At 41.1% G+C, this 23,407-nt stretch carries 16 protein-coding genes and 1 other RNA gene; 9 read left to right on the top strand and 8 right to left on the bottom strand.

The features are described 5' to 3' along the window. Nucleotides 1–5 precede the first annotated feature (5 nt). Nucleotides 6–620: a DUF3313 family protein gene (locus tag QUD85_RS10740; protein ID WP_093331787.1), complete on the top strand. Its 615-nt coding sequence runs from the start codon at nt 6–8 to the stop codon at nt 618–620. Between the two features lie 209 nt (nt 621–829). Here the strand turns inward: QUD85_RS10740 and metK are convergent, their stop codons facing one another. Next, on the bottom strand, nt 830–2,017 hold the full coding sequence (gene metK / locus QUD85_RS10735) for a methionine adenosyltransferase (RefSeq protein WP_093331881.1): 1,188 nt from the start codon (nt 2,015–2,017) through the stop codon (nt 830–832). A 269-nt stretch (nt 2,018–2,286) separates the two neighbouring features. On the opposite strand from metK, the gene QUD85_RS10730 reads away from it, so the two are divergent. Beyond that, nucleotides 2,287–3,444, top strand: coding sequence for a porin (locus tag QUD85_RS10730; RefSeq protein WP_177168932.1), 1,158 nt, complete (start codon nt 2,287–2,289; stop codon nt 3,442–3,444). A gap of 51 nt (nt 3,445–3,495) precedes the next feature. Here QUD85_RS10730 and ssrS read toward each other — a convergent pair. From ssrS to QUD85_RS10705, 5 genes are all read right to left on the bottom strand, one after another. Next, a non-coding RNA gene (gene ssrS / locus QUD85_RS10725) (6S RNA) lies at nt 3,496–3,678 on the bottom strand. Between the two features lie 87 nt (nt 3,679–3,765). Continuing rightward, nucleotides 3,766–4,929: a hypothetical protein gene (locus tag QUD85_RS10720; RefSeq protein WP_093331782.1), complete on the bottom strand. Its 1,164-nt coding sequence runs from the start codon at nt 4,927–4,929 to the stop codon at nt 3,766–3,768. 18 nt (nt 4,930–4,947) lie between these two features. Beyond that, nucleotides 4,948–5,778 (bottom strand): hypothetical protein, encoded by an 831-nt coding sequence (locus tag QUD85_RS10715; RefSeq protein WP_093331779.1) that lies wholly within the window; start codon nt 5,776–5,778, stop codon nt 4,948–4,950. A gap of 161 nt (nt 5,779–5,939) precedes the next feature. After that, nucleotides 5,940–6,149, bottom strand: coding sequence for a hypothetical protein (locus tag QUD85_RS10710; RefSeq protein ID WP_093331777.1), 210 nt, complete (start codon nt 6,147–6,149; stop codon nt 5,940–5,942). Between the two features lie 9 nt (nt 6,150–6,158). Further along, the gene (locus QUD85_RS10705) at nt 6,159–6,461 is read right to left on the bottom strand and encodes a cell division protein ZapA (RefSeq protein ID WP_093331775.1); all 303 of its coding nucleotides are present in this window, start codon (nt 6,459–6,461) and stop codon (nt 6,159–6,161) included. Nucleotides 6,462–6,729: 268 nt separating this feature from the next. Between QUD85_RS10705 and QUD85_RS10700 the strand changes: the two genes are divergently transcribed. The 7 genes from QUD85_RS10700 (at nt 6,730) to gcvP (ending at nt 16,286) form a co-directional block, all read left to right on the top strand. Further along, nucleotides 6,730–7,299, top strand: coding sequence for a UPF0149 family protein (locus tag QUD85_RS10700; RefSeq protein WP_093331773.1), 570 nt, complete (start codon nt 6,730–6,732; stop codon nt 7,297–7,299). An 11-nt stretch (nt 7,300–7,310) separates the two neighbouring features. Then, on the top strand, nt 7,311–8,642 hold the full coding sequence (pepP, locus tag QUD85_RS10695; RefSeq protein ID WP_093331770.1) for a Xaa-Pro aminopeptidase: 1,332 nt from the start codon (nt 7,311–7,313) through the stop codon (nt 8,640–8,642). Nucleotide 8,643: 1 nt separating this feature from the next. Further along, complete coding sequence (gene ubiH / locus QUD85_RS10690) at nt 8,644–9,825, top strand: 2-octaprenyl-6-methoxyphenyl hydroxylase (RefSeq protein WP_093331767.1); 1,182 nt, start codon at nt 8,644–8,646, stop codon at nt 9,823–9,825. A 1-nt stretch (nt 9,826) separates the two neighbouring features. After that, complete coding sequence (locus QUD85_RS10685) at nt 9,827–11,053, top strand: FAD-dependent monooxygenase (RefSeq protein ID WP_093331765.1); 1,227 nt, start codon at nt 9,827–9,829, stop codon at nt 11,051–11,053. Nucleotides 11,054–11,297: 244 nt separating this feature from the next. Beyond that, complete coding sequence (gcvT, locus tag QUD85_RS10680) at nt 11,298–12,386, top strand: glycine cleavage system aminomethyltransferase GcvT (RefSeq protein ID WP_093331762.1); 1,089 nt, start codon at nt 11,298–11,300, stop codon at nt 12,384–12,386. 83 nt (nt 12,387–12,469) lie between these two features. Beyond that, nucleotides 12,470–12,856 carry a glycine cleavage system protein GcvH gene (gene gcvH / locus QUD85_RS10675; protein ID WP_093331760.1) on the top strand — a complete coding sequence of 129 codons (387 nt, stop codon included), beginning with the start codon at nt 12,470–12,472 and terminating at the stop codon, nt 12,854–12,856. A 535-nt stretch (nt 12,857–13,391) separates the two neighbouring features. Then, the gene (gene gcvP / locus QUD85_RS10670; protein WP_093331757.1) at nt 13,392–16,286 is read left to right on the top strand and encodes an aminomethyl-transferring glycine dehydrogenase; all 2,895 of its coding nucleotides are present in this window, start codon (nt 13,392–13,394) and stop codon (nt 16,284–16,286) included. A 284-nt stretch (nt 16,287–16,570) separates the two neighbouring features. Here gcvP and QUD85_RS10665 read toward each other — a convergent pair whose 3' ends face one another. Both QUD85_RS10665 and QUD85_RS10660 read right to left on the bottom strand, forming a co-directional pair. After that, nucleotides 16,571–22,210 carry a P-loop domain-containing protein gene (locus QUD85_RS10665; protein ID WP_093331755.1) on the bottom strand — a complete coding sequence of 1,880 codons (5,640 nt, stop codon included), beginning with the start codon at nt 22,208–22,210 and terminating at the stop codon, nt 16,571–16,573. Between the two features lie 33 nt (nt 22,211–22,243). Next, nucleotides 22,244–23,394, bottom strand: a protein-coding gene (locus tag QUD85_RS10660; protein ID WP_286218627.1) for an IS3 family transposase whose coding sequence is annotated in 2 segments (ribosomal slippage) — nt 22,244–23,160 and nt 23,160–23,394 — 1,152 coding nt in all. Because the reading frame shifts where the segments join, the coding sequence is not laid out codon by codon here. Nucleotides 23,395–23,407 lie beyond the last annotated feature (13 nt).

The following is a 23,407-nucleotide window of genomic DNA, read 5'->3' as shown; positions in this document are numbered from 1 at the left end:
GGATTATGGTGTTTAAAAATCTTAAAACATTAGCATTAACCGCCGTGTTGGCAAGTGCTACATCGTTTATGGCAACAGCAAATGAGAGCAAGTTTATTGAAGTTGATATTCAATATACGCATGAATACAAAACACTTGCCGATTACGACAAGTTTCATGTAGATGAATTGGATTTAAGCCATTCAAAGATTGTACCTGCACCTTGGATTGACAAGAAAACATTCAAATGGGATGTTCAGCCTGGCAATCGTTCATGGATGCAAGGCAAGTTCAAAAAGAGTATTGAAGGCGCTTTAAAAGACAAATATGCCGTAGTGGCAGAAGCAGATAAAGGTGTGCTTGTTGTTCACGTGACAATTATTGCCTTTACGCCATTTGTTTCAAAGGACGACGTTGAAGCTCGCACTAAGGGTGTAGGCGAAATGCGCGTAAATATTCAATTAAGAGACGGCGGCACTGGTGAATTAGTTTATATGCTAGAAGGTGTAGAAAGTGTAGGTAGTGATTACCAACCAAACACTGATTTAGCGCGTAAAGAAAACACAGAAGAGTTGTTTGAGCAATGGGGCACAAACTTACGTGCATTTGTTGACGAAGCGCATGATAAAAAAGCAAACTAGGTTAGTTTAAGCAATAAAAAAAGGAGCTCTTGGAGCTCCTTTTTTTATACTGAATAATAGTAATGCTAGTTATTAAAAATCTGTTGACCAAGTTCAACTGACTTTATCATTTGTTAGCCCGTAGCCCGTAGCCCGTAGCCCGTAGCCCGTAGCCCGTAGCCCGTAGCCCGTAGCCCGTAGCCCGTAGCCCGTAGCCCGTAGCCCGTAGCTTATATCCCAGCCGCTGCGCGAAGTTCGTCAGCTTTATCCGTTTTTTCCCAAGAGAAGGCTGTAAAGGTTTCACCTGCTACTGTCATTTCATAAGGGTTACGACCAAAGTGACCATAAGCTGCTGTTGGGCGATACATAGGATGTAGTAAATCAAGCATCTTTGTAATTGCATATGGGCGCAAATCAAAATGCTCTCTCACCAAGGCAACTAATTTCTCATCTGAGATTTTACCCGTGCCAAATGTTTCAACGTGAATTGAGGTCGGCTCTGCAACACCAATTGCGTATGACACTTGAATTTCGCAACGGTCTGCAAGACCAGCAGCAACAATGTTCTTAGCAACATAGCGGCCAGCATAAGCAGCACTTCTATCTACTTTTGATGGATCTTTACCAGAGAAAGCACCACCACCGTGTCTTGCCATACCACCATAGGTATCAACAATAATTTTACGGCCAGTTAAACCACAGTCACCTACTGGACCACCGATAACAAAGTTACCTGTTGGGTTTATATGGAATTTTGTTGCTTTTGTTAGTAGCTCTTCAGGCAAAACATGCTTAATAATGAGTTCCATCGCCGCTTCTTTTAAATCGGCTTGTGTCACATCTGGATTATGCTGAGTAGAAAGGACAACTGTATCGATGGCAACAGGCTTATTATCTTCGTAAACAAACGTCACCTGACTTTTCGCATCTGGGCGAAGCCACGGCAATAAACCTGATTTACGTGCTTCAGCTTGGCGCTCAACGATTCTATGTGAATACGTAATCGGCGCAGGCATTAATACGTCAGTTTCGTTACTTGCGTAGCCAAACATTAACCCTTGGTCACCGGCACCTTGGTCTTCTGGCTTGCTGCGGTCTACACCTTGTGCAATATCGACAGACTGTTTACCAATTAAATTCATGATGCCACAGGTTTCGCCATCGAAACCTACGTCTGACGAAGTGTAACCAATATCAGTGATGACTTTACGCGTTAAATCTTCTAAATCAACCCACGCTGACGTTGAGATTTCGCCTGATATTATCGCTACACCTGTTTTAACCATAGTTTCACACGCAACACGTGCATATTTGTCTTCAGCAATGATTGCATCTAATACAGCATCTGAAATCTGATCAGCAATTTTATCCGGATGACCTTCCGATACTGATTCTGAAGTAAATAAATGGGTCGACATAATGATATTTTCCAAAAATTTTTTTAAGGGCATTTACCCAAAGTAATTGACGTGCATTATACGGAGTAATTTTTATATTTCCAGTTTTTTACGTCTAGACGTCTATATGTTTTTAAATCTATATACCTTAAAGTTGTGAAATTAGGAATAGATGTAATAATTATGTTATAAATTTGTATGTGTTAAATGTGTATTAAGTGGTGGTAATACTTATAAAAATCCACTTTGGATCAAGCAATCGCTAAGAGAATGGGAAGCTTATGCTAAAAATGACAAAATCAATGTTAGCAGTAGGGGTCGCAAGTGCAGTATTTGCGGGAAGCAGTAATGGCGCGGAGCTATATAATAATCCTGATGTAGGGGCTGTTGACCTTGGGGTTTCATATTCTGCCTTCATATTACAAGGAAAAGACACTAATACCGTTGAAGACGGCGCATCACGTTTATGGCTGATCTTTTCAAAAGATTTAGGCGATGGCTGGACGGGTTTTGCTCGCTCTGAATGGGGTGTGGTATTAACAAATAATGTAGGTGGTGTTGAGTTTGTCAGAAACACCGGCGGAAACAGTCTCAGACCAGCTGGCGCAGATGGAGAAAGCTTCTTCATTCGTAAAGGTTTTGTAGGTATTAAAAAAGATGGCGTAGGTGAGTTAACACTGGGTAAGCAGTGGGGGCTGAGTTACGATATTGGTGGCGTTACCGATAATTTTTATGTCTTTGGTGGTAAAGCCTCAGGTACTTACAACTTTGGTATCGACGGTGGTATTTCCGGTACCGGTCGTGCTGAACAGGCATTGCAATACGACGTAGAGATTTTAGGTGGTTTGGATTTAGGTGTACAATTTCAGTTTACAGATGAAACCATCTACATCGTAGACGACGATACCGGTGATATCATTGAAGACACTGATTTGGCTTATGACAACTCGTTTGCTGTGAAAGTGGGGTACACGTTTGATTTTGGCTTGATGATTGGCGCAGTTTATAACAAAGCTAATTTAAAAATTATTGACGACGCTGGTGTTTTACCCTCTTTAGACGTAAGTGATACGCTTTTAACTTTTGGTGCAAGCTATGGCTCTCTTGCCAACAAAGGTTTGTATGCTGCACTTGTATTAACCACAATGGAATATCACGAAATTAATGATTTAAACTCGATTATGGCCGATGCTATGGGTGCGGAGTTGATGGTTAAATACAACTTCGAGAACAATTGGGGCGTACATGGTGGTTTCAACTACTTATCTGATGAAAGCTCCGGCCCGTTAAATCAATATGAATTGACTCATATATACCTTGGTACCGATTATCAGTTCACGAAGGGTTTTTCAGCTTATATCGAGGGGGTACTTGATTCTACCAAGGGTGCTGATGGATCAGATATAGGTGAAGATCAAATTGGTTTAGGCTTTAGAATGGACTTTTAGAATAGTTTAAAGCTATGGGAAACGGCGACTTAGGTTGCCGTTTTTTTTGATCGCCATTCCAGAATGCCGCTGTCAACTTAGCCCTTGAACAACCGTGTGTTCAAGGCGGAAATCGCACTCTTGCCGTAGGCTTCCCGATACGCGTCGGGCTTGCGCAATAGCAAGCGATAAATTCCCTTAGGTAAAACTTATCGGCTCAGGGACATCGTTAACATGCAAACATCCTAGAAGGCATAGTAATTATACTAAAGGATTGCCTGAAGTAGAAAGAAAAACTACGTAAGAAATTGTTAAGTGCAGATAATTTCAACAACTTACCGGTTAACTGCCGCAAGGGCGGTAGTCAGGATTATCTGCAAGCTCAGTTACTTTCACCGCTATTTTGATCATCGCAGCTGTTTCCCCTTCTTCGGCTCCTGTTTGAAACCATAAATCCGCTATATCTTCATCAACAACAGCCATCGTGAAAACTGGAACTGTACTAAACAAATGATTAACTGCTTTAGAGCTTCGTCGCTGTATTGCAACTTTTTCTAGGCCGGTTTTTCCCGTTTTTTTGTAGTAGCTTTCTTCAAGCTCATAGCCAATACTTTGTGAAAGCAATTCGTGACTTTTTTCAGCCATTAGCTGTCCTAATTGACCACAATGCTCTAGATCAACGGGCGAAAGAGATTCATTTTTTATGCAATAATCAATCAGTGGGTTATATGCTGGTAAATTTTTGGTTGTTGCATTAATTGCCGGCGCAAAGGCTAGCCCTTTATTAAGATTTAATCGGCTGTTAAGTGTTTGATTGATGATACGAGCATGTTTGTAAAAGTATAAGTCATACCTTGCTTTGTTTGACGCTTGCGCCAAGTAATATTGTGCAGTGATTCCATCTTGCTTTGCTATGGCTTGGTTAAAAAGCAGGTGGTCGTAGTAAGCATTTTCAGCGTCAACAGTGCTATATTGAGATAAAAACGTGTCAGAGCAATATTCAGCCTGTTCGACCATACATTGCTGAAACAAATAGGCGTAGGCTGCTTTATCGTTTTGGTCTGCGCGCCACAATTGATAAAGCTCATTCAAAATATCTTCCCGCTCTACAATAGTCGTTTCTGTTCCATAGACAGCAGGATAATTTATATGCATTAACGCGTAGCTAAGTTGCGCTTGTATATCACCCGTATCGCGCAAAGATTCGCTATAGCTGTCTAGATTATCAAAAACGTCTGCTTGGCTTATCGCAATAGCCGTCATTTTGACTAAACATTCTTGTTCAAAGTCGCGAGGCTTATCCATTGTTAAAGCAACTTCAGCGAGATTAACTTTATCTTCAACAGGTTCTTTGTTTTTGTTTTTCGAAGTATTTTCTATCGCGCCTGAGATCTCAGGCTCACCATCAGCTAGCGATTCTACTTTTTCGTTGCTAGGTGCAGAAGGGCCAAAAAAATAAGCGACGAAAAGCGCTAAAAGAATGATAATAATAATCCATTTCTTCATTATGTATACAGCAGCCTTCTATAAGCAGGGATGATAGTTTTGATCAAGCGATAGCCGCTTAGATTCTTCTATTGCGTAAGCTTGTGCGGCAAGCTCGCCACCTTTCAGGCCACGCGATAACCAACCTTCAACAAATTGTTCATCCACTAAACTTAATGTCATGCCGTTCAATTGATGCATTTTGTCGAGCGATTGTTCAAATTGCTGCTTTTGCGCATAAACCTCGTCTAGGCCGGGCTTACCGGTTTGTTGAAAATAGTTTTCTTCAATCTTTAAGCCTATGGCTTGTACAATCATTTCCCCACCACTTCGAGACATTGTCGACGCCAATATATAGCAGCTCTCATGTAGCGATAGGTTCTGATCAAACGCTTGTTCGCACTGCTCTATAACATGCGTCGGGTTGGGCACAGCCATTGCTGCAACATAACCTTGACTGTTCAAGGCAGCATAACCAATAGGTATGTCGTTGACACTGGTGTAACTGTGAATGAAATAATCGTTGTAATCAAAAGACTTGAAATCAAATGCGGTTTTTTCTGCAGCGGATTCAATCAAACGTTCAAATTGTGCTTGGTTATTGTTTTTGGCCGCAATAGTGGCACGTATGAAGTCTGGCGCGCCATTGTTAGGAAACAGCGCATCGGCTTTCCTGTAAAAAGACTCACTGCAGTAGCTTGGTTCGTTGATGGCACATTGTTTTAGTAGGTGTAAATACGCCAATTGATTCGTTGGATACTGTTGGTGGTAGTTAAGTAGGCTAACTTCTTTGCTTGCTTGGGTAAGTGAGTATTCACTATTAACGATTAGCAGTTCGTCTTCGAAAACATGCAATGCATGCGCAAGCATCACTTTGTCATCTGTAGAGTTTGCCCAATAGCTTTCTAATGGAACTTCATCATCATTGATCGCAACTTGCTGTTTAAGCGCTTCAAGGTTAGTTTGACATTCTTGTGCAAAGTTTCGCTTAGCAGTATCAGGAGAGTCCTGATTAATAGATAGGTTAGAAGCTAAAGTGTTTTTTTTTGAGTAGGGTTTGCATCGTCAGCGCTGATCGTTTCAGTTTCAACAGGCGTTGTAGGTGTAGCAGGAAGGCTATCAGAGCTTTTGTCAGCGGAGAATAACCCGCCTTCGCCAATGAAGAAGTAGGTTGTCAGTAGAACTGCAAACACCACTAATAATAATCTTTTTACCCTTTCGTCTTTCTTGTCATCATCCATGATGTCTCCTTAACTGCCTGTCTTTTGATTTAGCGCGTTTTCTATTGTTGCTTGTAACAGCGCTATTTTATTTTGATTGGTTTTTTGTTCTGCTACCAACTGTTGTTTTACTTCATGTAATTCGTTGGCTAGATTAAGCGCAACCATTAAGGCGGCTTGCTCTGTTGCATTAATAGCGGCAAGGGATTGTTGCTTTTTAAATTGTTCGTTGACCAATTCAGCGGCATTTAGCAACGCAGATTCCTGCCCAAGCGGACATGCAACCTTCATTTTGCGATTAGCCAATTGAATTTCTACAGAACGATTGTCCATTTTTTATTATTAGCAACTAAAATATTGAGATCTCAGGTGAAACTATAAAGATATCGTGTGTTAATGGCAAGAATTTCCTCACTTTTAGTGCGTGGTTTTACCACTGCATATATCAACGAAGTAGACATTTCATTGCTTGCAAATTCTTACTAGAAATAGCAAACAAAAGTGACTTGGATTTTATTCATCTATCGGGCGTTAAAATTTGGTATCAATAGACAGGCAGTGTTAGTATTAACAGTATTAAAGCAACGGCTTACTTCTATTTATGACAAATCAAGAAACAATCGATTTCGCCTCTTTACAGGCAGCGCTAACATCTAACGATGTACAACTTCACGCATCTGAATTGCATGGTGTTATCTCGGGCTTAATCAGTGCAGGTATGCCTTTTGAAAGCAGTGAATACTTAACCATCATTAACGACATGTTTAATAATGGCGAAGGTTTACCTATTAATGCCAAAAACACGGTTAAGGGAATGGTGTCGCAAACTTGGCAAGCCATGCTTGATGACCAATTTGCTTTTCAATTGCTGTTGCCAGACGATGATGAATCCTTGCTTGAACGATGCCATGCTTTAGCGGTATGGGTTCAAGGCTACAATTTGGGTTTTGGTTTACAACAAACCAGCAAGGCAAGTTTGTCGGACGATGTTAAAGAAGTTTTAAATGACTTTAGCGAAATAGCCAACTTGTCTGAAGACCTAGAGGAAGACGAAGATACAGAACAAGCCTTTTATGAAATATCAGAGTATGTACGTATTTCGTCATTACTGTGTTTTTCAGAACTAGGCGTTCCTCCCGAAGATAAAAAAGCACAAGAAACCTTGCATTAAAGAGAGCCTCGATGTCAGCGACGTTTACTATTTCATTGGATGAATTTTTATTGCGCAGAACAACTTTTGCTGCGCAAATGCAGAACAACAGTGTAGCCATCATTTTCGCTAATACAGAGGTTACCCGAAGTAACGACACGGAATATCATTTTTGCCAAGATAAAAACTTTTTCTACTTAACAGGTTTTAACGAACCTGACGGCATTTTAGTGATCGCTAAAGTAAAGGGTGAAGTGTCAACAACGCTATTTTCTTTGCCAAAAGATCCGCATCACGAAGTGTGGCATGGTCGCCGATTAGGGCAAGCACTCGCAACCGAATCTTTAGGAGTTGATGCTTGTTTTTCAGTTGATGATATCGACACCCATATGCCTGACATTCTGAATGGCATGCATGCTGTATATTATTCATTTAGTGGTAATCAAGGTGTAGCAGCTAAAATTCAAGGCTGGCTAGATGATGTGCGTGTAAGAGCTCGACAAGGATTTGTTGCGCCAACGGCGCTGCTTGATGCTAAACCTATTATTCATGAGCAACGTTTAATCAAGTCATCGCAGGAAATTGCGGTAATGCAAGCGGCTAGTGAGATTAGTGGTAAAGCCCACCAACGCGCGATGACAGCCTGTAAAACGTTTCAGTTTGAATATCAAATTGAAGCAGAAATGTTGCACGAATTTGCGATAAATGGCGCGCGATTTGCTGCTTACAATAGTATTGTTGCAGGTGGCGACAACGGTAATATTTTGCATTATACCGCCAATGATATGGCGCTTAAGCAGGGCGATTTGCTTTTGATTGATGCCGGTGCTGAGCTCAATGGATATGCCGCCGATATTACCCGCACATTTCCGGTTAATGGCACCTTCACCGACCCGCAAAAAACCATTTACAACTTAGTTCTAGCTGCACAGCAGCTGGCAATCGATGCAATAAAGCCAGGTGCTAGCTTTGCCGAGCTCAACACCAAAGTAAATACTTTTCTAACTCATGGTTTAGTAGATTTAGGTATTCTGCAGGGGGACCTGCAAACGCTGCTAGATGAAAACATGGTTAAAAAGTATTTTATTCATGGTCTTGGTCACTGGCTTGGTTTGGATGTGCACGATGTTGGCGACTATGGCATTGGCGAAGATGGAAAGCAGCATAGACCCTTTGAACCGGGTATGGTGATGACCATTGAACCAGGTATTTATATTCCGCTCGATGCTGATGTCGACGAAAAATGGCGAGGCATTGCGATAAGAATTGAAGACAATGTATTAGTAACGGAGTCTGGCTGCCAAAACCTCACGATTAATGCGCCGAAGTCGGTTGAAGACATTGAACAGTTGATGGGCAGCTAAGATGAACAATTCTGTCGATATTGTTATAGCTGGTGGCGGCTTATCAGGCTTACTACTAGCCCGCAGCTTAATAACGAGTAGTCCATCGCTTTCAATTGCAGTGGTTGAGTCGCAATCGATTAGTTTTAAACAAGCTAATCAGTTTGATCAGCGCGTGTTAGCACTATCTCATCATAGTGCTAAATACCTTGAGAAAATTGGCGTCTGGCCTGCTTGCCAAGCCCATGCAACGGCGATCAATCATATCCATATTTCAGATCGTGGCAATTACGGTAAAGCACGTATCGATGCCTGCGACCACAATGTTGAGGCGTTAGGTTATGTCATCGCCATGGCAGACCTAGGTAAGGCGCTGCAAGATTCCGTGAATAACGCAGACAATATATGTTGGTACTCGCCCGACAGTATCGTGGCGTTTGAGCAGCATCAACAGCATGTTGATATCACGCTAGATTCAGGGTCCAATTTACAAGCAAAATTACTACTCGCCTGCGATGGCGGCCAGTCTAAAATAAGACAGTCACTGTCGATAGATACCATCGAAAGTGAATATGCGCAGTCGGCGATAGTATGTAATCTTGAAATGGAAAAAGCTCACCTTGGTAAAGCTTATGAACGCTTTACCAGTCATGGGCCCATTGCCATGTTACCACTTAAACAAACCAATACCTCGCTTGTATGGACAACGACACCGGAGCAAGCATTGGCGCTCATAAACGCTGACACGCAAGAATTTACAAAGCAGCTTGAAAAGGCCTTTGGTTACTGGCTTGGCAGCGTTGTAAAGGTTGGCGAACGGGGCAGTTTTCCGCTGTCATTGGTGCAAGCCAAGCAAAATATTAGCCACCGTATTGCATTAATTGGAAATGCATCGCACACCATTCACCCAATTGCAGGGCAAGGCTTTAATTTAGGCTTAAGAGACGTTGAATTAATGGCGACGTTGGTGCAACAAGCTATTGTGCAGCAACAAGACATTGGCCAGTTGGCGTTGTTGAGCCAATATCAGCAGCAAAGGTTATCAGATCAGCAAGCGATTATTTCCTTAACCGATTCGTTAGTAACGCTGTTTTCAAATGACCATGCGCCACTCGTCGCCGGTCGAAATATTGCCCTAAAAGTGCTTAATTACGTATCGCCACTTAAGCAGGCGTTTGTCAATAAAACCATGGGATATAAGTAGTATGAATAAAGTCGACATCGCGATTGTTGGTGCCGGAATGGTTGGCTTGACGGCAGCGTTAGCGATTGAAAAACTCACCAATTTATCTGTTGCTGTAATAGATGCGCAAGGTATTTCGCCGTTAACAGATGATGCTGAAGTGCGCGTTAGTGCGATAAATATGGCCAGTAAAACGATACTGCAACAGCTGGGTGTGTGGCCTTTAATTGAAGCAACGCGATTACAGCCATATCAACACATGCATGTGTGGGATAGTGCTGGTTTTGGCCATTTAGACTTTGACGCCAAAGCATTAACGGGCGCAAATGCAACCGACAATATCGGCTGGATTATTGAAAATAAAGTCATTAGAAATGCGCTATACCAGCAGGCAGAGCAAAACGCCAATATTACCCTGTTAACAGGGCAATCTATTACTCAATTAGCGCAAGGTGATGGCGAGGTCTTCATTACGCTAGAAAATGCAGCCCCTGTATTAGCGAAATGTGTTGTAGGCGCAGATGGCGCGAATTCTTGGGTGCGCAAACAAGCGGGCATAACATTAACTTTTCGCGACTACGATCATACCGCGCTCGTTGCCACCGTCGAAAGTACTGGTGGCCATCAAAATACAGCTTGGCAAAGCTTTTTAGATACGGGACCGTTAGCCTTTTTACCTTTATTTAATGCTCAGCAATGCTCCATTGTTTGGTCAACCTCGCCAGAGCATGCTAACCAACTAATGGCCATGGATGAAGTTGATTTTAACAAGCACATTAGCGCCGCCAGTGATGGCAAATTGGGTAACATTAAGCTAGTTAGTGAGCGCTTTACTTACCCTTTGTCGATGCGTTATGCGCAGGATTTCGTTAAAAATCGTATCATCCTTATAGGCGATGCTGCCCATACCATACATCCTTTGGCGGGACAGGGTGTTAACTTAGGCTTACTCGATGCAGCAGCACTTGCGGATACCTTTTCACAATTGTCGCGTCCTTTAGCCGAAGAATATCCGCAAACCGAACTGCTAGCTTTTGCTCGTTGGCGCAAATCAGAAGCGGTTGATTTAATTGCCGCGATGGAATCAATCAAGCAGGTATTCGCGGTGCGTAATCCGTTTGCAAAATTGATGCGAGGTATTGGTATGTCGACAATTAATCGACTTTCACCGATTAAATCAGCGCTAACAGCACAAGCATTGGGCTATAAATCTCATCTGCCTTCGCTTGCCAAAACAACGGAAAAATAGCCAAAGCGACAATTATTCTATTATCTCCAGTAATATAGCTTTTGTAGAAATATAAATTCGAAATAATAGTAAAAATTAGATTTAATTCGGATTATCTGTTTGTGATTGTTTTTTATTCTAGTTTGTTGCTGTTTTTCATTGATCATAGTGCCAGCTAAGTTTATAATTTTGAGCCAAATTTTATCTTGTTACTTATACTTGGGTGATAGCCCAATTTTCAACAGATTTAAACGGCGGAAAAACGATGACAAATCAAACTGTCCTTCACGCTAAGCACCTAGAAGCTGGCGCAAAAATGGTTGACTTTTACGGCTGGGAAATGCCGATCAACTATGGTTCTCAAATCGAAGAGCATCATGCAGTTCGTCAAGATGCAGGTATGTTCGACGTTTCACACATGACAATTGTTGACGTAAAGGGTGCCGACGCAAAACCTTTCCTTCGCAAACTTGTCATCAATGATGTTGAAAAGCTACAGGTAGCAGGTAAAGCACTTTACACCGGTATGTGTAACCAAGATGGCGGTGTTATTGACGACCTAATTATTTATTTCTTCACTGAAACCGAATATCGCTTAGTTGTTAACTCAGCGACACGTGAAAAAGACCTTGCATGGATTGCGCAGCAGTCTGAAGGTTTTGACGTAACCGTTACCGAGCGCCCAGAATTTGGCATGATCGCTGTTCAAGGTCCAAATGCAAAAGCAAAAGTAGACACTATTTTAAGTGACGAGCAAAAAACCGCAGTTGCTGGTATGAAGCCATTTTTTGGTGTACAAACAGGCGAGCTTTTCATCGCGACCACGGGGTACACAGGTGAAGACGGTTACGAAATCGTTGTACCAGAAGCGCAAGCAGCAACGTTGTGGCAGCAACTACTCGATGCAGGCGTTAAACCAGCAGGTCTAGGTGCACGTGATACTTTGCGATTAGAAGCAGGTATGAATTTATATGGCTTAGATATGGATGAGTCTGTATCTCCATTAGCCGCTAACATGGCATGGACCATAGCATGGGAGCCAGCCGAACGTGATTTCAATGGCCGCCAGGCACTAGCAGCGCAGCGTGAAGCAGGTGACCAACCAAAACTTGTAGGCCTAGTACTAGAAGAAAAAGGTGTACTTCGCAGCGGGCTAAAAGTCGTCACCGAACATGGCGACGGAGCAATTACATCAGGTACATTTTCACCGACATTAAGCCATTCAATTGCCATGGCTCGTGTGCCAAGAGCAGTGAAAGTTGGTGACATAGTTGAAGTAGAAATGCGTAAGAAATTAGTGAAGGTACAAGTAATCAAACCTTCATTCGTTCGAAACGGTAAAAAAGTCTTTTAATTAAACAAAGGTGCGCTATATTTTAAGCGCACTTTTGCTTTAACAATAAATATATTTAAGTTGATTAATTAGGAAATACTAAAATGAGCAACATTCCTTCTGAATTAAAGTACGCTTCTTCGCACGAATGGGTGCGTAACGAAGGCGACGGTATCGTAACTGTTGGTATCACAGAGCACGCACAAGAATTATTGGGCGACATGGTATTCGTAGAATTACCAGAAGTAGGTGATACGGTAGACACAGGTGACGACGTAGCAGTAGCTGAATCTGTTAAAGCAGCATCAGATATCTACGCACCAGTATCAGGTGAAATCGTTGAAGTAAACGAAGAGTTAGAAGACTCCCCAGAGCTAGTAAACTCAGACGCATACGGTGACGGCTGGATGTTCAAAGTGAAGCTTTCTGATGAAGGTGAATTGGGCAATCTTTTAGACGCGGAAGGTTACGAAAACTCAATCGAAGAGTAATTTCGTCGTGAATCGAATTTATACTGCGTTACGAATTAAAATTTTCTCGGTCATTTATCACGTATAAACACCCAAGAAAATTTTGATTCAAGCCTTGTCTAAATCCGATTCACTGAGAAATTCGCGTCTTATTTCGACTTTATACTGCGTTGAAGTTTTAAATTTTCTCGGTCATTTATTCAATATAAACTCCCGAAAAATTTTAAAACTCCGCCTTGTCTAAAGCCGAACTAATTAGCGAAATGGCTGGAAGCAATTATATCTTCTAGAGCTATAGAGAGTCGGTGATAGTAATAAGGAATAGCCTTGTCTAAAGCCGAACTAATTAACGAAATGTCGCGTCGTGTTTTTTGAGAAATTACGATGAGAGGGGTAAGGGTAGCTAGTAAAAGTGTAACGACTAAATAAATAGTTCTTAGCACTTAGATCTTAATTCTTAGCCCTTAGTCCTTAGTTTTTTCGTACCGTGTAAACCATTACCTGAATTAAACCGTAGGTTTAATTCTTTTTTTATTTTTTGTTAAGTGAAGTTGTTATGACAAATCGCACTTTAGCTGATTTAGAGCAAAACCAAGAATTTATCCGTCGTCATATTGGCCCGGATGCAGAGCAAACTAAAGCGATGTTGGCTGAAATCAATGCTGACTCTGTAGATGCACTAATCGATGAGATTGTACCTGCGGATATTCGTTTAGCAGACTTGCCAAACATTGAAGAAAGCAAAACTGAAGTGAAGGCGTTGAGCGACCTTAAAGCGGTAGCTAGCCTAAACAAGGTGAACAAGTCCTATATTGGTTTGGGTTACTACGGTACGTTAACGCCGAACGTTATTTTGCGTAATGTCCTGGAAAATCCAGGTTGGTATACGGCCTATACGCCGTATCAGCCAGAAATCGCTCAAGGGCGTCTTGAATCTTTACTTAACTATCAGCAAATGTGTTTAGACCTAACGGGTTTAGACCTAGCAAGTGCATCTTTACTTGACGAAGGTACAGCGGCTGCTGAAGCAATGGCGCTTGCCAAGCGTGTATCTAAAAATAAAAAATCAAACCTATTTTTTGTTGCTGACAACGTATATCCACAAACAATCGATGTCGTAAAACTACGTGCTGACATGTTTGGTTTTGACGTGATTGTTGCACCTGCTAACACAGTTGCAGAACACGATGTATTCGGTGCGCTATTCCAATACCCATCAGCAACAGGTGAAGTAGCAGATATCACGTCATTAATTGATGCGGTTCATGACAAAAAAGCGATTGCAGCAGTAGCGGCAGACATAATGAGCCTTGTGATGCTTAAAGCACCGGGCGAATTAGGCGCTGATGTTGTAATTGGTTCATCACAACGTTTTGGTGTACCAATGGGCTACGGTGGTCCTCACGCAGCATTCTTCACAACATCTGACAAGTACAAACGTTCAATGCCAGGTCGTATTATCGGTGTTTCTCGTGATACACGTGGTAAAGATGCGCTAAGAATGGCAATGCAAACGCGTGAACAACATATTCGCCGTGAAAAAGCCAACTCAAACATTTGTACAGCGCAAGTGTTGTTAGCAAACATGGCAGCGTTTTATGCGGTATATCACGGTCCGCAAGGACTTAAAACAATCGCTGAGCGCATCCATCGCTTAACTGATATTCTTTGCTTAGGTACAGCAACTAACGGTGTACAAGCGATTCACGAGCACTATTTTGATACGTTAACATTTAAGTTAGCAAACAAAGACGAAGTCGTAGCTCGTGCATTAGCAGTCGATGTCAACTTACGCACAGATGTTGATGGTCACGTGTCTGTTTCACTTGATGAAACGACAACGCGTGAAGATGTTGCGGTGTTATTCGATGTATTACTAGGCGAAGGTCATGGCTTAGATGTTGCAGCATTAGACGCTAAGATCATCGAGTGTGGTCATAGCTCGATCCCACCGAGCTTAGTGCGCGAATCAGCGATATTAACGCACCCAGTATTTAATTCTTACCATAGCGAAACAGAAATGCTTCGTTATATCAAAAAATTAGAAAACAAAGATTTAGCGCTTAATCACTCAATGATTTCGCTAGGTTCTTGTACCATGAAGCTGAATGCAACAGCGCAAATGATCCCCGTGAGCTGGCCTGAATTTGCCAACATGCACCCATTTGCTCCACTAGACCAAGCGCAAGGCTATAAGTCGATGATCGACGAACTTGGCAAATGGTTGGTTGAGTTAACTGGCTACGACGACATCTCAATGCAACCAAACTCTGGTGCACAAGGTGAATACGCAGGTCTTGTTGCTATTCAAAAGTACCATGAAAGCCGTGGCGAAGGGCATCGTAACATTTGTTTGATCCCAAGCTCAGCACACGGTACTAACCCAGCATCTGCACAAATGGTTAGCATGAAAGTGGTTGTGGTTGATTGTGATAAAAACGGTAACGTCGACATGGCTGACCTTAAAGCGAAAGCTGAAGAGTTAGCAGATAACTTGTCTTGTATCATGATTACTTACCCATCAACGCATGGTGTTTATGAAGAAACGATCAAAGACATTTGCGACATCGTACATGCTAATGGCGGTCAGGTTTACCTAGACGGCGCTAACATGAACGCACAAGTGGGAATTACTTCACCAGGCTTCATTGGTGCTGACGTATCACACTTAAACTTGCACAAAACGTTTGCTATTCCACATGGTGGTGGTGGTCCAGGTATGGGTCCTATCGGTGTTAAATCACACCTAGCGCCATTCTTACCAGGTCACAAGTTGGTAGACTTTAATAACGAGCTACAAGGTAACGGTGCTATTTCTGCTGCGCCATTTGGTAGTGCAGGTATCCTATGTATTTCATACCTTTACATCGCATTGTTAGGTAAGCAAGGTGTAACTGATTCAACTAAGTACGCTATTACTAACGCAAACTACCTTGCACACAAGTTAAGTGAGCACTTCCCAATTTTATATACGGGTAACAATGGTCGTGTTGCGCACGAATGTATTGTTGACTTACGTCCGATTAAAGAAGCGTCAGGCATCACTGAAATGGACGTAGCTAAGCGTTTGATGGACTACGGTTTCCACGCACCAACTATGTCATTCCCAGTAGCGGGCACATTGATGATCGAACCAACTGAATCGGAAGCAAAAGTAGAACTTGACCGTTTCATCGAAGCAATGACATCAATCCGTGAAGAGATTCGTAAAGTAGAGCAGGGCCAATGGACAGTGGAAGACAATCCACTTGCTAACGCACCGCACACACTTGACGACATTACAGACGCTAACTGGAACCGAGCGTACTCAGTACAAGAAGCTGTGTTCCCAGTACCAGCGGCAGCAGCTAACAAATTCTGGCCAACGGTTAACCGTATCGACGATGTATACGGCGACCGTAACCTAATTTGTTCTTGCCCAGCCGTTGAGACGTATATCGACGCGGAATAAGCATATGTCACTTTCGAATGAAGTTTGAAACAACATAAACAAGTTTGAAACTTTAATAGAGTTTGAAAGTAAAAGTTATTAAAGGCGAGCTTATTAGCTCGCCTTTTTATTGGGCGTCAGCGAATAATAGTATGTACCCTTAGTTTATCTCGGGGGATCCACTTCTATTTTAGTTAATCAGCCAGTGAAGAGTGTTGTTTAAAAATTAGCACGTAAAATCATGCTCAAATCTACACGTTATAATCTGAATTAGTTATTAATAATTTCAATTTATTGCCATCAATTCATCTGCCTTTTACTGGATTAGATACGGCCTCTTTAAATTTCGAGGTTAATGTAATGATTTTACTGCCGTCAATACGTTCTATCTTTTCTATTAACTTGGGATGAATTAGTATCTCTGAGCCTTCCAATTCAACTACTTCAGTATCATATGAGCGCTCATAGATTTTTCGCCAGTTTCTAAACACTGCAACTTCTTGCTCAGATTCATCCTTCAATGAAAATGGGCTACTAAGTTTCAGATTAAGAGCTGATATTAGACTTGGGTGAGGCATAAGTACTTCTATACTGCCTAAAAATGTACTGTAGTCAGCTTTTCCAAAACATAGTCCCATTGGCATATCTAGCCCATCAATCGGAACTTCCCAGCTAATATCATTTGAAGGGAATATTGGTGCTATGCCCTCAGGAGCCGGAAATTCATCAGGTTCTATTGCTAATGCAGATTGAACTTCAACTTTTTCTTTTGCTTCTTTGGAATAGGACTCTTCATCAAATAGCCATTGTCGCTCTATATATGCTGCTCTTATCCATCCTTTATATAGACCATTGCTCATAACGTAAGTGAATTCTTTACTTTTATATGTTTCTTTAATTTCAGCGGGTAGAGGGTAGTTTTCCCTCGTGCATTGAAGCTCCTTGAATGTGATATATGCTTCGACATCTGGAAGTAGTGATTCTGCCAACTCCATTGCTTCAGATGGATCTGAGAATTCTTGTTTTTGAATCTCTAAGTTGTTAAGAACCTCATTAGTAGTCATTTCAGCAAGTTCTTCATCCCAGCCCATAACCTGAACTCCAGGATAGCAATCTCCTCTATCACCATGCACAAGTTGTATTCTCGTTTTCCATTGTTCCTTATTGAATTCGGATTTTGAAAGTCTATAACTAAGGGTGCTGGCATAAACCTGCGCAAAATCACTCCAAATAGAACTCATAAAAAATGTTTTGTCGGATTTATCCATTGCAAGAAGCTCGACTACAAACCTGTCTTCCAAAGCTTCCTTAGCAAAATGAATCATATGGTCTTTATAATCATCGTTACAAAATTGTCTTAGTAGGGCCCTAGCGCAGTTCTTTACAATCCATAAAGGAGAATTAGCTAACAATTCCAACGTAGATTTTATTTTTTTCGATAGTGAATATTCTTCGGTGTCATATTTCAATAACAATGCTAATAACACTTCCAAAGATGTAATAGGTGTAGATTCAGTTAAATACCACCTCAGTGGTTTAACCAAATTAGAGTTATCTGTTTCGATTAAGTGTTTTATTGCTAGCATTGCTTGATGTTTAATTGCAATGTATGGAGAATCTAGTTTTGCTAGGAGTACAGCGATAATTCCTTCTTGTTCGGACCAGCTCTTAGACTTTATTAAAGGTGTTGAGTTTAGCCAACAGTAATCACTCTCTTCGGTTAGAGGTAATCGGTGCTTTATGACTTCATAAGCGGCCCACCAAGCTTGATTTGCATCGTCGTGTAATCCCACGCTAGATAGCCTACTAATAATACCTTCAGTAATTCCATAATTGTAACTGTTTGTGGATATTAGATGACCAGCACCTCTCGCATATATGTTCAGTGCTAGCTCTTTATTGATCTCAACTGCCTTTAAAAGGTGATGCTCTGATAGTTCATCGCCAATGTTTCCCCAACCTCTATTTCCTCTACGGTATACATGCGAAAGCGTATATGCAATACAAGACAATTCATATTTCTTTAGACGACTAAATCCTTCTGCTAAATCTATGATTGGATGGTGATCAGACATGTATGCCGAATATGCTTTTTCAACAAATAATAATAAGAACTCTCCCGCTTGTTGCTCTCCATTGGTTTCCGAGTATTCATACAGGGCATAACCAAAATAATTTATAAACGCATCTATAGAAACTCGGCCTCTAGAATCCATTTTTTCAGTAACAAAGTTAATAATTTTTCTGAATTCGGTTTCTTTGTTTTTTGAAACTGCACTAGTCAAAGGGAGTCGGATTTGAGGAGTTATTCTCTGTCGAATACAAACTGAAAATTGATCTTGTTTTAAATATTCTGATTTCTTTTCTTTTGGCTTCGGCGGTACTTGTTGGTTGAAGCTCAGAGAGTAAATTTGTGCAAACTTTTCTAGCTGTGGCAAAACCTCTTCAGGATACTTGGATGAGCTACCAAGATAACGCTTAACTAAGTTTTCAAAATATTTTGTGCCGAGTTTTTTATCATTTTTTAGGAAGTCTTCGATTATTTTCAGCTCTTCTCTAATTCTTTCTTTTGCATCTCCTTCATACCTGAAATTGAATTCGGTAGTGCAAAGTACATGGTAAGCAACCGGGTCAATCGATTTCTTAAAATATTCATCAAGCACTGAGTGCGTTGCACTGTCTAATACCCAACTCACTCCACCGTCATAGTCGTGAAGAGTGCCACTTAGTACTTCTAAAGCTATGTTTAAATTTGAATGGCATAGACTTGAAAACCAATGATTAATCGCATGTTTGGTTTCCCTGCCGTCTGTGTGTCTACGCAAAGCTTGAGCTAAAGGAAGAGATTTGATAAAAGCATCTTTTCCCACAGGCCAGTTTGGCTTAGCGATGGAGGGTAAAGAGTCCAATATTTCGTTAATTGTAACATCTTTTCTCCAACCATATGCGCACAAGTATTGTGTGATTTTTCTCCACTCTTTTTTGGATTCGTCTTGAAAACCAGAAGAAGAAAGTAAATAAGCCAACGACATCCCCATCTCTGCATGGCTTTCAAAATAAGTACCGTAGGACTCTGATTCTTTAACAACTTCCATGGAGAACTTTAGAATTTCATTCTGCGCAAAATTTAAATTGCTTAGGGAACATAACCGAGTAAGCAGGGGGATTGTTTGTATTGGCCCCGACTCGCCTCTATCCATAGACGTTGCTGTTTCATTCATAGCTATCTTAACGTAGCGAATACATTCCCTGAACTCTTCTGCACTATTGGTCAGCTTTAAGCCGTCAATAATTGACTCAATAATTAGTGGTTGTACACGGTATAGGTCACAAGATCGAGGCTCCCCTTTAAACGGGGCTGTATTCTCAGAGATAAGCTTGAAAATGTCTGTAATAGCTAATGAATTATTTGAAGTGCGGTGTTCCGCCAGTCGAATTAAGAACTCTAGCCACTGGGAATACCAATTATCACCTTTTCTTACCCTTTCTAACTCGACACTAAAGCTCTTCGGGTTAATATGCAGGGAAACAAACCATTCTAGAATGTTCTCATATTCAGGTGAGTAGCTTCCAATGGAAAGGTCTATGTCACTTGGCTTTTGGGAAACAGAGACACAATTACTTGGAACCGCACCAAGCATCAAACAAAGTTTGATTTTATCTCTACTTTTCAAATATCCCACAGCTAAGTTGGCTTCGGAAGCCTTATTTTGAGCTGTTTCACGCTCTGCTTTGCATAAATGTGAAATCCCTAATATTGAGTTACTGTTTATACTTGTATGATGAGATAAAAATTTTGATATCCTTAGGCCTATATCGTTGTCAAAATATGATTGTAGCGCTGTGATTAATTCATATATGTAATCTTCTTTTAGTGCTCTTTTTTGCTTTAGAAGGAACTTTACTAATTTTTTGTATCCTATTAGCTTTCCTTTTGTAGCTAGTAGTCCTTTGAATCTATTTATGGATTTTTGGAAGCTTTCATCATAGTCAGAGTTGCCAGCCGACCGAGCTGAATCGTTAATGGTATTTTCTGTGGACTCTTTGAGAAGATATTCCCTCCAAGGAGCGACATGTCCAGCATCTGTTATGAGGGAACACACTGCTAGTCCTAATCCAGAGGGTAAAGTTGGTTCACCGTCGAACAGTAAGCGCTCAGAGGTTAATTCTGCACCAAAAACCTTTGTAAAAGTCTCCCAGTATGTGAACTGTTCGTTAAGTTTTTCTTCAAAACAAGTGTGCAAAGATCTTTTTAATTCGGCGAGCTTTGTTAGTGCAGCCCAATTATTCTGCTGAGATGCGACTTCTATAGCTATCTCAAGATTTTTTCCTATCGCCAATTCAGGGTGTCCGAATTCTAGACTCTTAGAAATAAATTCGGTGGAAACTAGTTCTAGCACTTTGCCAGACTCTTTTTGTCGTCTGAGTAAAACGAGCAAAAAACGATAAGATTTTGCGGATTTGAAGAAACCAATTTTAAAAAGCCACTCGGTTATTGGTTGTAAGATATTTCTAATCTGATCTGAATTAGATTGGTTCTCAACAACAAACCTCCTGAAACTTTCATGATAAATTCTAAGGCCACCTTGTCCTGTTACGTCTGTTAAAATGGGAGATAAATGCTTGATGCTTGAATCTATTATAGGGGCTAACAAAGGGGTGATTTGCTTTAATTCTTCGGTCGTAATTCCAAAGTCTATCAGTCCTAAAATGTTAGCAATTAACAACGTTCCATCGTCTTCTTTTGACAAGAGATACTGATAGTACGAAGATACATTCCCATTTACGGTAGGTTGTAAACCGAACCAGTCGTCTAAATCATGTATTGAGTTAATATCATTTCTATTAAGTATCTCTTTTGCCAAAAAAGTTGCATATAGCGGGTTACCATCTGACTTCACCAAAATAGCATCAGTTAGTTTTTTGAAAGTAATTGCTGAGTTGCTATTGTAGATTTGCCGTATATTAAAAGCGTTCAACAGGATTTCGATTTCGAATCGATCCCAAGGTGGAACAGAGTTTATAGAGACGCGTTCGCCTAGGGATTCTGTGATTCGTTGTATATGTTCGCCGGGTTGAGACCCAAGTATTAAAACTACATTATTAGGGAGTGATAAACTACAAATTTGGCCTATGATATCAGTATCAGAAAAACTTAATTGTTCCGCTTCAGACAAAACCCTGCTGATGTGGTCTAGGCCGTCTACTATAATTACCACCAGCTCTTCTTGTTCGCACGCAACTTTTATAGCTTCATCTAATGACTCGAAAGTTGATGAATATCTTGAAGTTAGGTTATCTCGTAACTTTGTATTTTTGCTCGTAAGTTCGTACAGCAAGTTAGCAAATAAACTCTCGGTACTTATTCTTCTCTCTAGCTCTTCATCTCCAGGCTCAAGGTAACAGTAATGTTTTGCTACACATATTCCTTCGCCTTCAAGCTTTTCAGCCAGTCGGGTCAGACTCCAAGATTTCCCGGCTCCAGGGCTTCCCAAAACAACTTGGTGATTTAACTTTTTTGCATTAGCAATAAGTGACTGTTCAAACGAATCTCTGTTAACAAAAACATCTGAGTTTACAGGGAATATCTGGTTGAGCTTTCCAAAATCAGTCCTCAATCCTAGTTCTGATTCGATGCTACTAGGAGTGTGTGTTGCGTTTTGAGTTCTTGCTAAATTGGCGAGGGAAATTGATAAACCGGAAAAATCAATAGGATCCCTATCTTGATTTGGGTATGAGCCTATACCGACTTTATACTTAACTAAATTTATAAGCTCTTGTTCTAAAATACTTGGCTCATTGAGAGTCTCACTAGAAATTGGGAGTGCCAATTCAATAGTAAAAGCGTCGCAAAATTTGATAAATTTTTGTCTGTCGTACTTTTTATCAATTAGAGGCTCCCAAACTGGAGCTGAATTAATAGGCCAAATGGATTCAGCATCCAATTTGTAGCTAATGCTTGGTAAGGCCCCAGAATTCTAGACAGTTTCTAGCTCCTTAAAATAACGTTTCTCAAATTCGTTTGGAGAAACACCACCATTTGTACCATGATTTCTTTTTGAATTGTAGAAACATTCAATGTAGTCAAATATCTCAGCCCTTGCTTCGTCACGGGTTTTATAGATCTTACGTTTAACTCTGTCCTTCTTGAGCAATGAGAAAAAGCTCTCCGCCACGGCGTTATCATGGCAATTACCTTTCCGACTCATGCTAGCTTCCAAGTTGTGCTCTTTTAAGAAGCTACGCCAATCAGAGGAGGTATATTGGACTCCCTGATCAGAGTGAACCAGCACCTTACTTTGTGGTCTTCGACGCCATACGGCCATCAGTAAAGCATCGATTACTAGGTCAGATTTGGGGCTGCTTTTCATCGTCCAGCCAACGACTTTTCGAGAAAATAAGTCAATCACAACCGTGAGATATAGCCACCCCTCGTAAGTGCGGATATATGTGAAATCTGTCACCCACGTTTGATCGGGCTTATTCACCTTGAACTCCCTATTTAAAGTGTTAGGCGCTGCGGGATGTTGTTTATTATTTCCAAAGCCTCGGTGGCGTTTGTAACCTCTGATAGCTTTAATTTTATTGGTTCGCATTATCCGATGGATGCGATTTTTACCGCATATCTCACCATCATTTTTCAAGTCAATCGTGATATTGCGATAACCATAGGTACAGCCACTTTCGAGCCAGAATTGTTTAATCTTGCCCAACAGCCTTTGGTCTTCGATTGCACGATTACTCAATGGCTTTTTCTGCCAGGCATAAAAACCACTGCGGTTGATGTTAAGAACCTGACACATTAACTCGACAGGATATTGCTTGAGTCGAGATTTCACGAACGTGTACTTTTCTTTGACTCCCCTGCAAAGTACACGGCGGCCTCCTTTAAGATGTCACGTTCCATTGTAACCCGCTTTAATTCGGCTTTTAAGCGACGTATTTCATCAGATTGGGCATCATCTACTTGACGCTGCTTGGCGGGCTTGGAATATCTTTTTACCCAATCATGAATGGACTTGTAGCTGACTCCCAATCGCTCAGCAACGGAAGTCATCGAGTGACCTTGCTCTGTTACTTGTTTGACTGCTTGGATTTTAAATTCTTCTGTATAGCGCTGACGGCTCATTATTACACCTCTT

Source organism: Thalassotalea agarivorans (assembly GCF_030295955.1).
Classification (GTDB): domain Bacteria; phylum Pseudomonadota; class Gammaproteobacteria; order Enterobacterales; family Alteromonadaceae; genus Thalassotalea_D; species Thalassotalea_D agarivorans.
This window is presented reverse-complemented; position numbering and strand designations above follow the sequence as displayed.

Bases quoted from the DNA above. Each gene is read 5' to 3' on its own strand.
- QUD85_RS10715 (WP_093331779.1), bottom strand. From the start codon at position 5,778: ATGCTTGCGCATGCATTGCATGTTTTCGAAGACGAACTGCTAATCGTT.
- QUD85_RS10705 (WP_093331775.1), bottom strand. From the start codon at position 6,461: ATGGACAATCGTTCTGTAGAAATTCAATTGGCTAATCGCAAAATGAAG.
- QUD85_RS10685 (WP_093331765.1), top strand. From the start codon at position 9,827: ATGAATAAAGTCGACATCGCGATTGTTGGTGCCGGAATGGTTGGCTTG.
- QUD85_RS10700 (WP_093331773.1), top strand. From the start codon at position 6,730: ATGACAAATCAAGAAACAATCGATTTCGCCTCTTTACAGGCAGCGCTA.
- metK (WP_093331881.1), bottom strand. From the start codon at position 2,017: ATGTCGACCCATTTATTTACTTCAGAATCAGTATCGGAAGGTCATCCG.
- pepP (WP_093331770.1), top strand. From the start codon at position 7,311: ATGTCAGCGACGTTTACTATTTCATTGGATGAATTTTTATTGCGCAGA.
- QUD85_RS10710 (WP_093331777.1), bottom strand. From the start codon at position 6,149: ATGGATGATGACAAGAAAGACGAAAGGGTAAAAAGATTATTATTAGTG.
- ubiH (WP_093331767.1), top strand. From the start codon at position 8,644: ATGAACAATTCTGTCGATATTGTTATAGCTGGTGGCGGCTTATCAGGC.
- QUD85_RS10730 (WP_177168932.1), top strand. From the start codon at position 2,287: ATGACAAAATCAATGTTAGCAGTAGGGGTCGCAAGTGCAGTATTTGCG.
- QUD85_RS10740 (WP_093331787.1), top strand. From the start codon at position 6: ATGGTGTTTAAAAATCTTAAAACATTAGCATTAACCGCCGTGTTGGCA.
- gcvP (WP_093331757.1), top strand. From the start codon at position 13,392: ATGACAAATCGCACTTTAGCTGATTTAGAGCAAAACCAAGAATTTATC.
- gcvT (WP_093331762.1), top strand. From the start codon at position 11,298: ATGACAAATCAAACTGTCCTTCACGCTAAGCACCTAGAAGCTGGCGCA.
- gcvH (WP_093331760.1), top strand. From the start codon at position 12,470: ATGAGCAACATTCCTTCTGAATTAAAGTACGCTTCTTCGCACGAATGG.
- QUD85_RS10720 (WP_093331782.1), bottom strand. From the start codon at position 4,929: ATGAAGAAATGGATTATTATTATCATTCTTTTAGCGCTTTTCGTCGCT.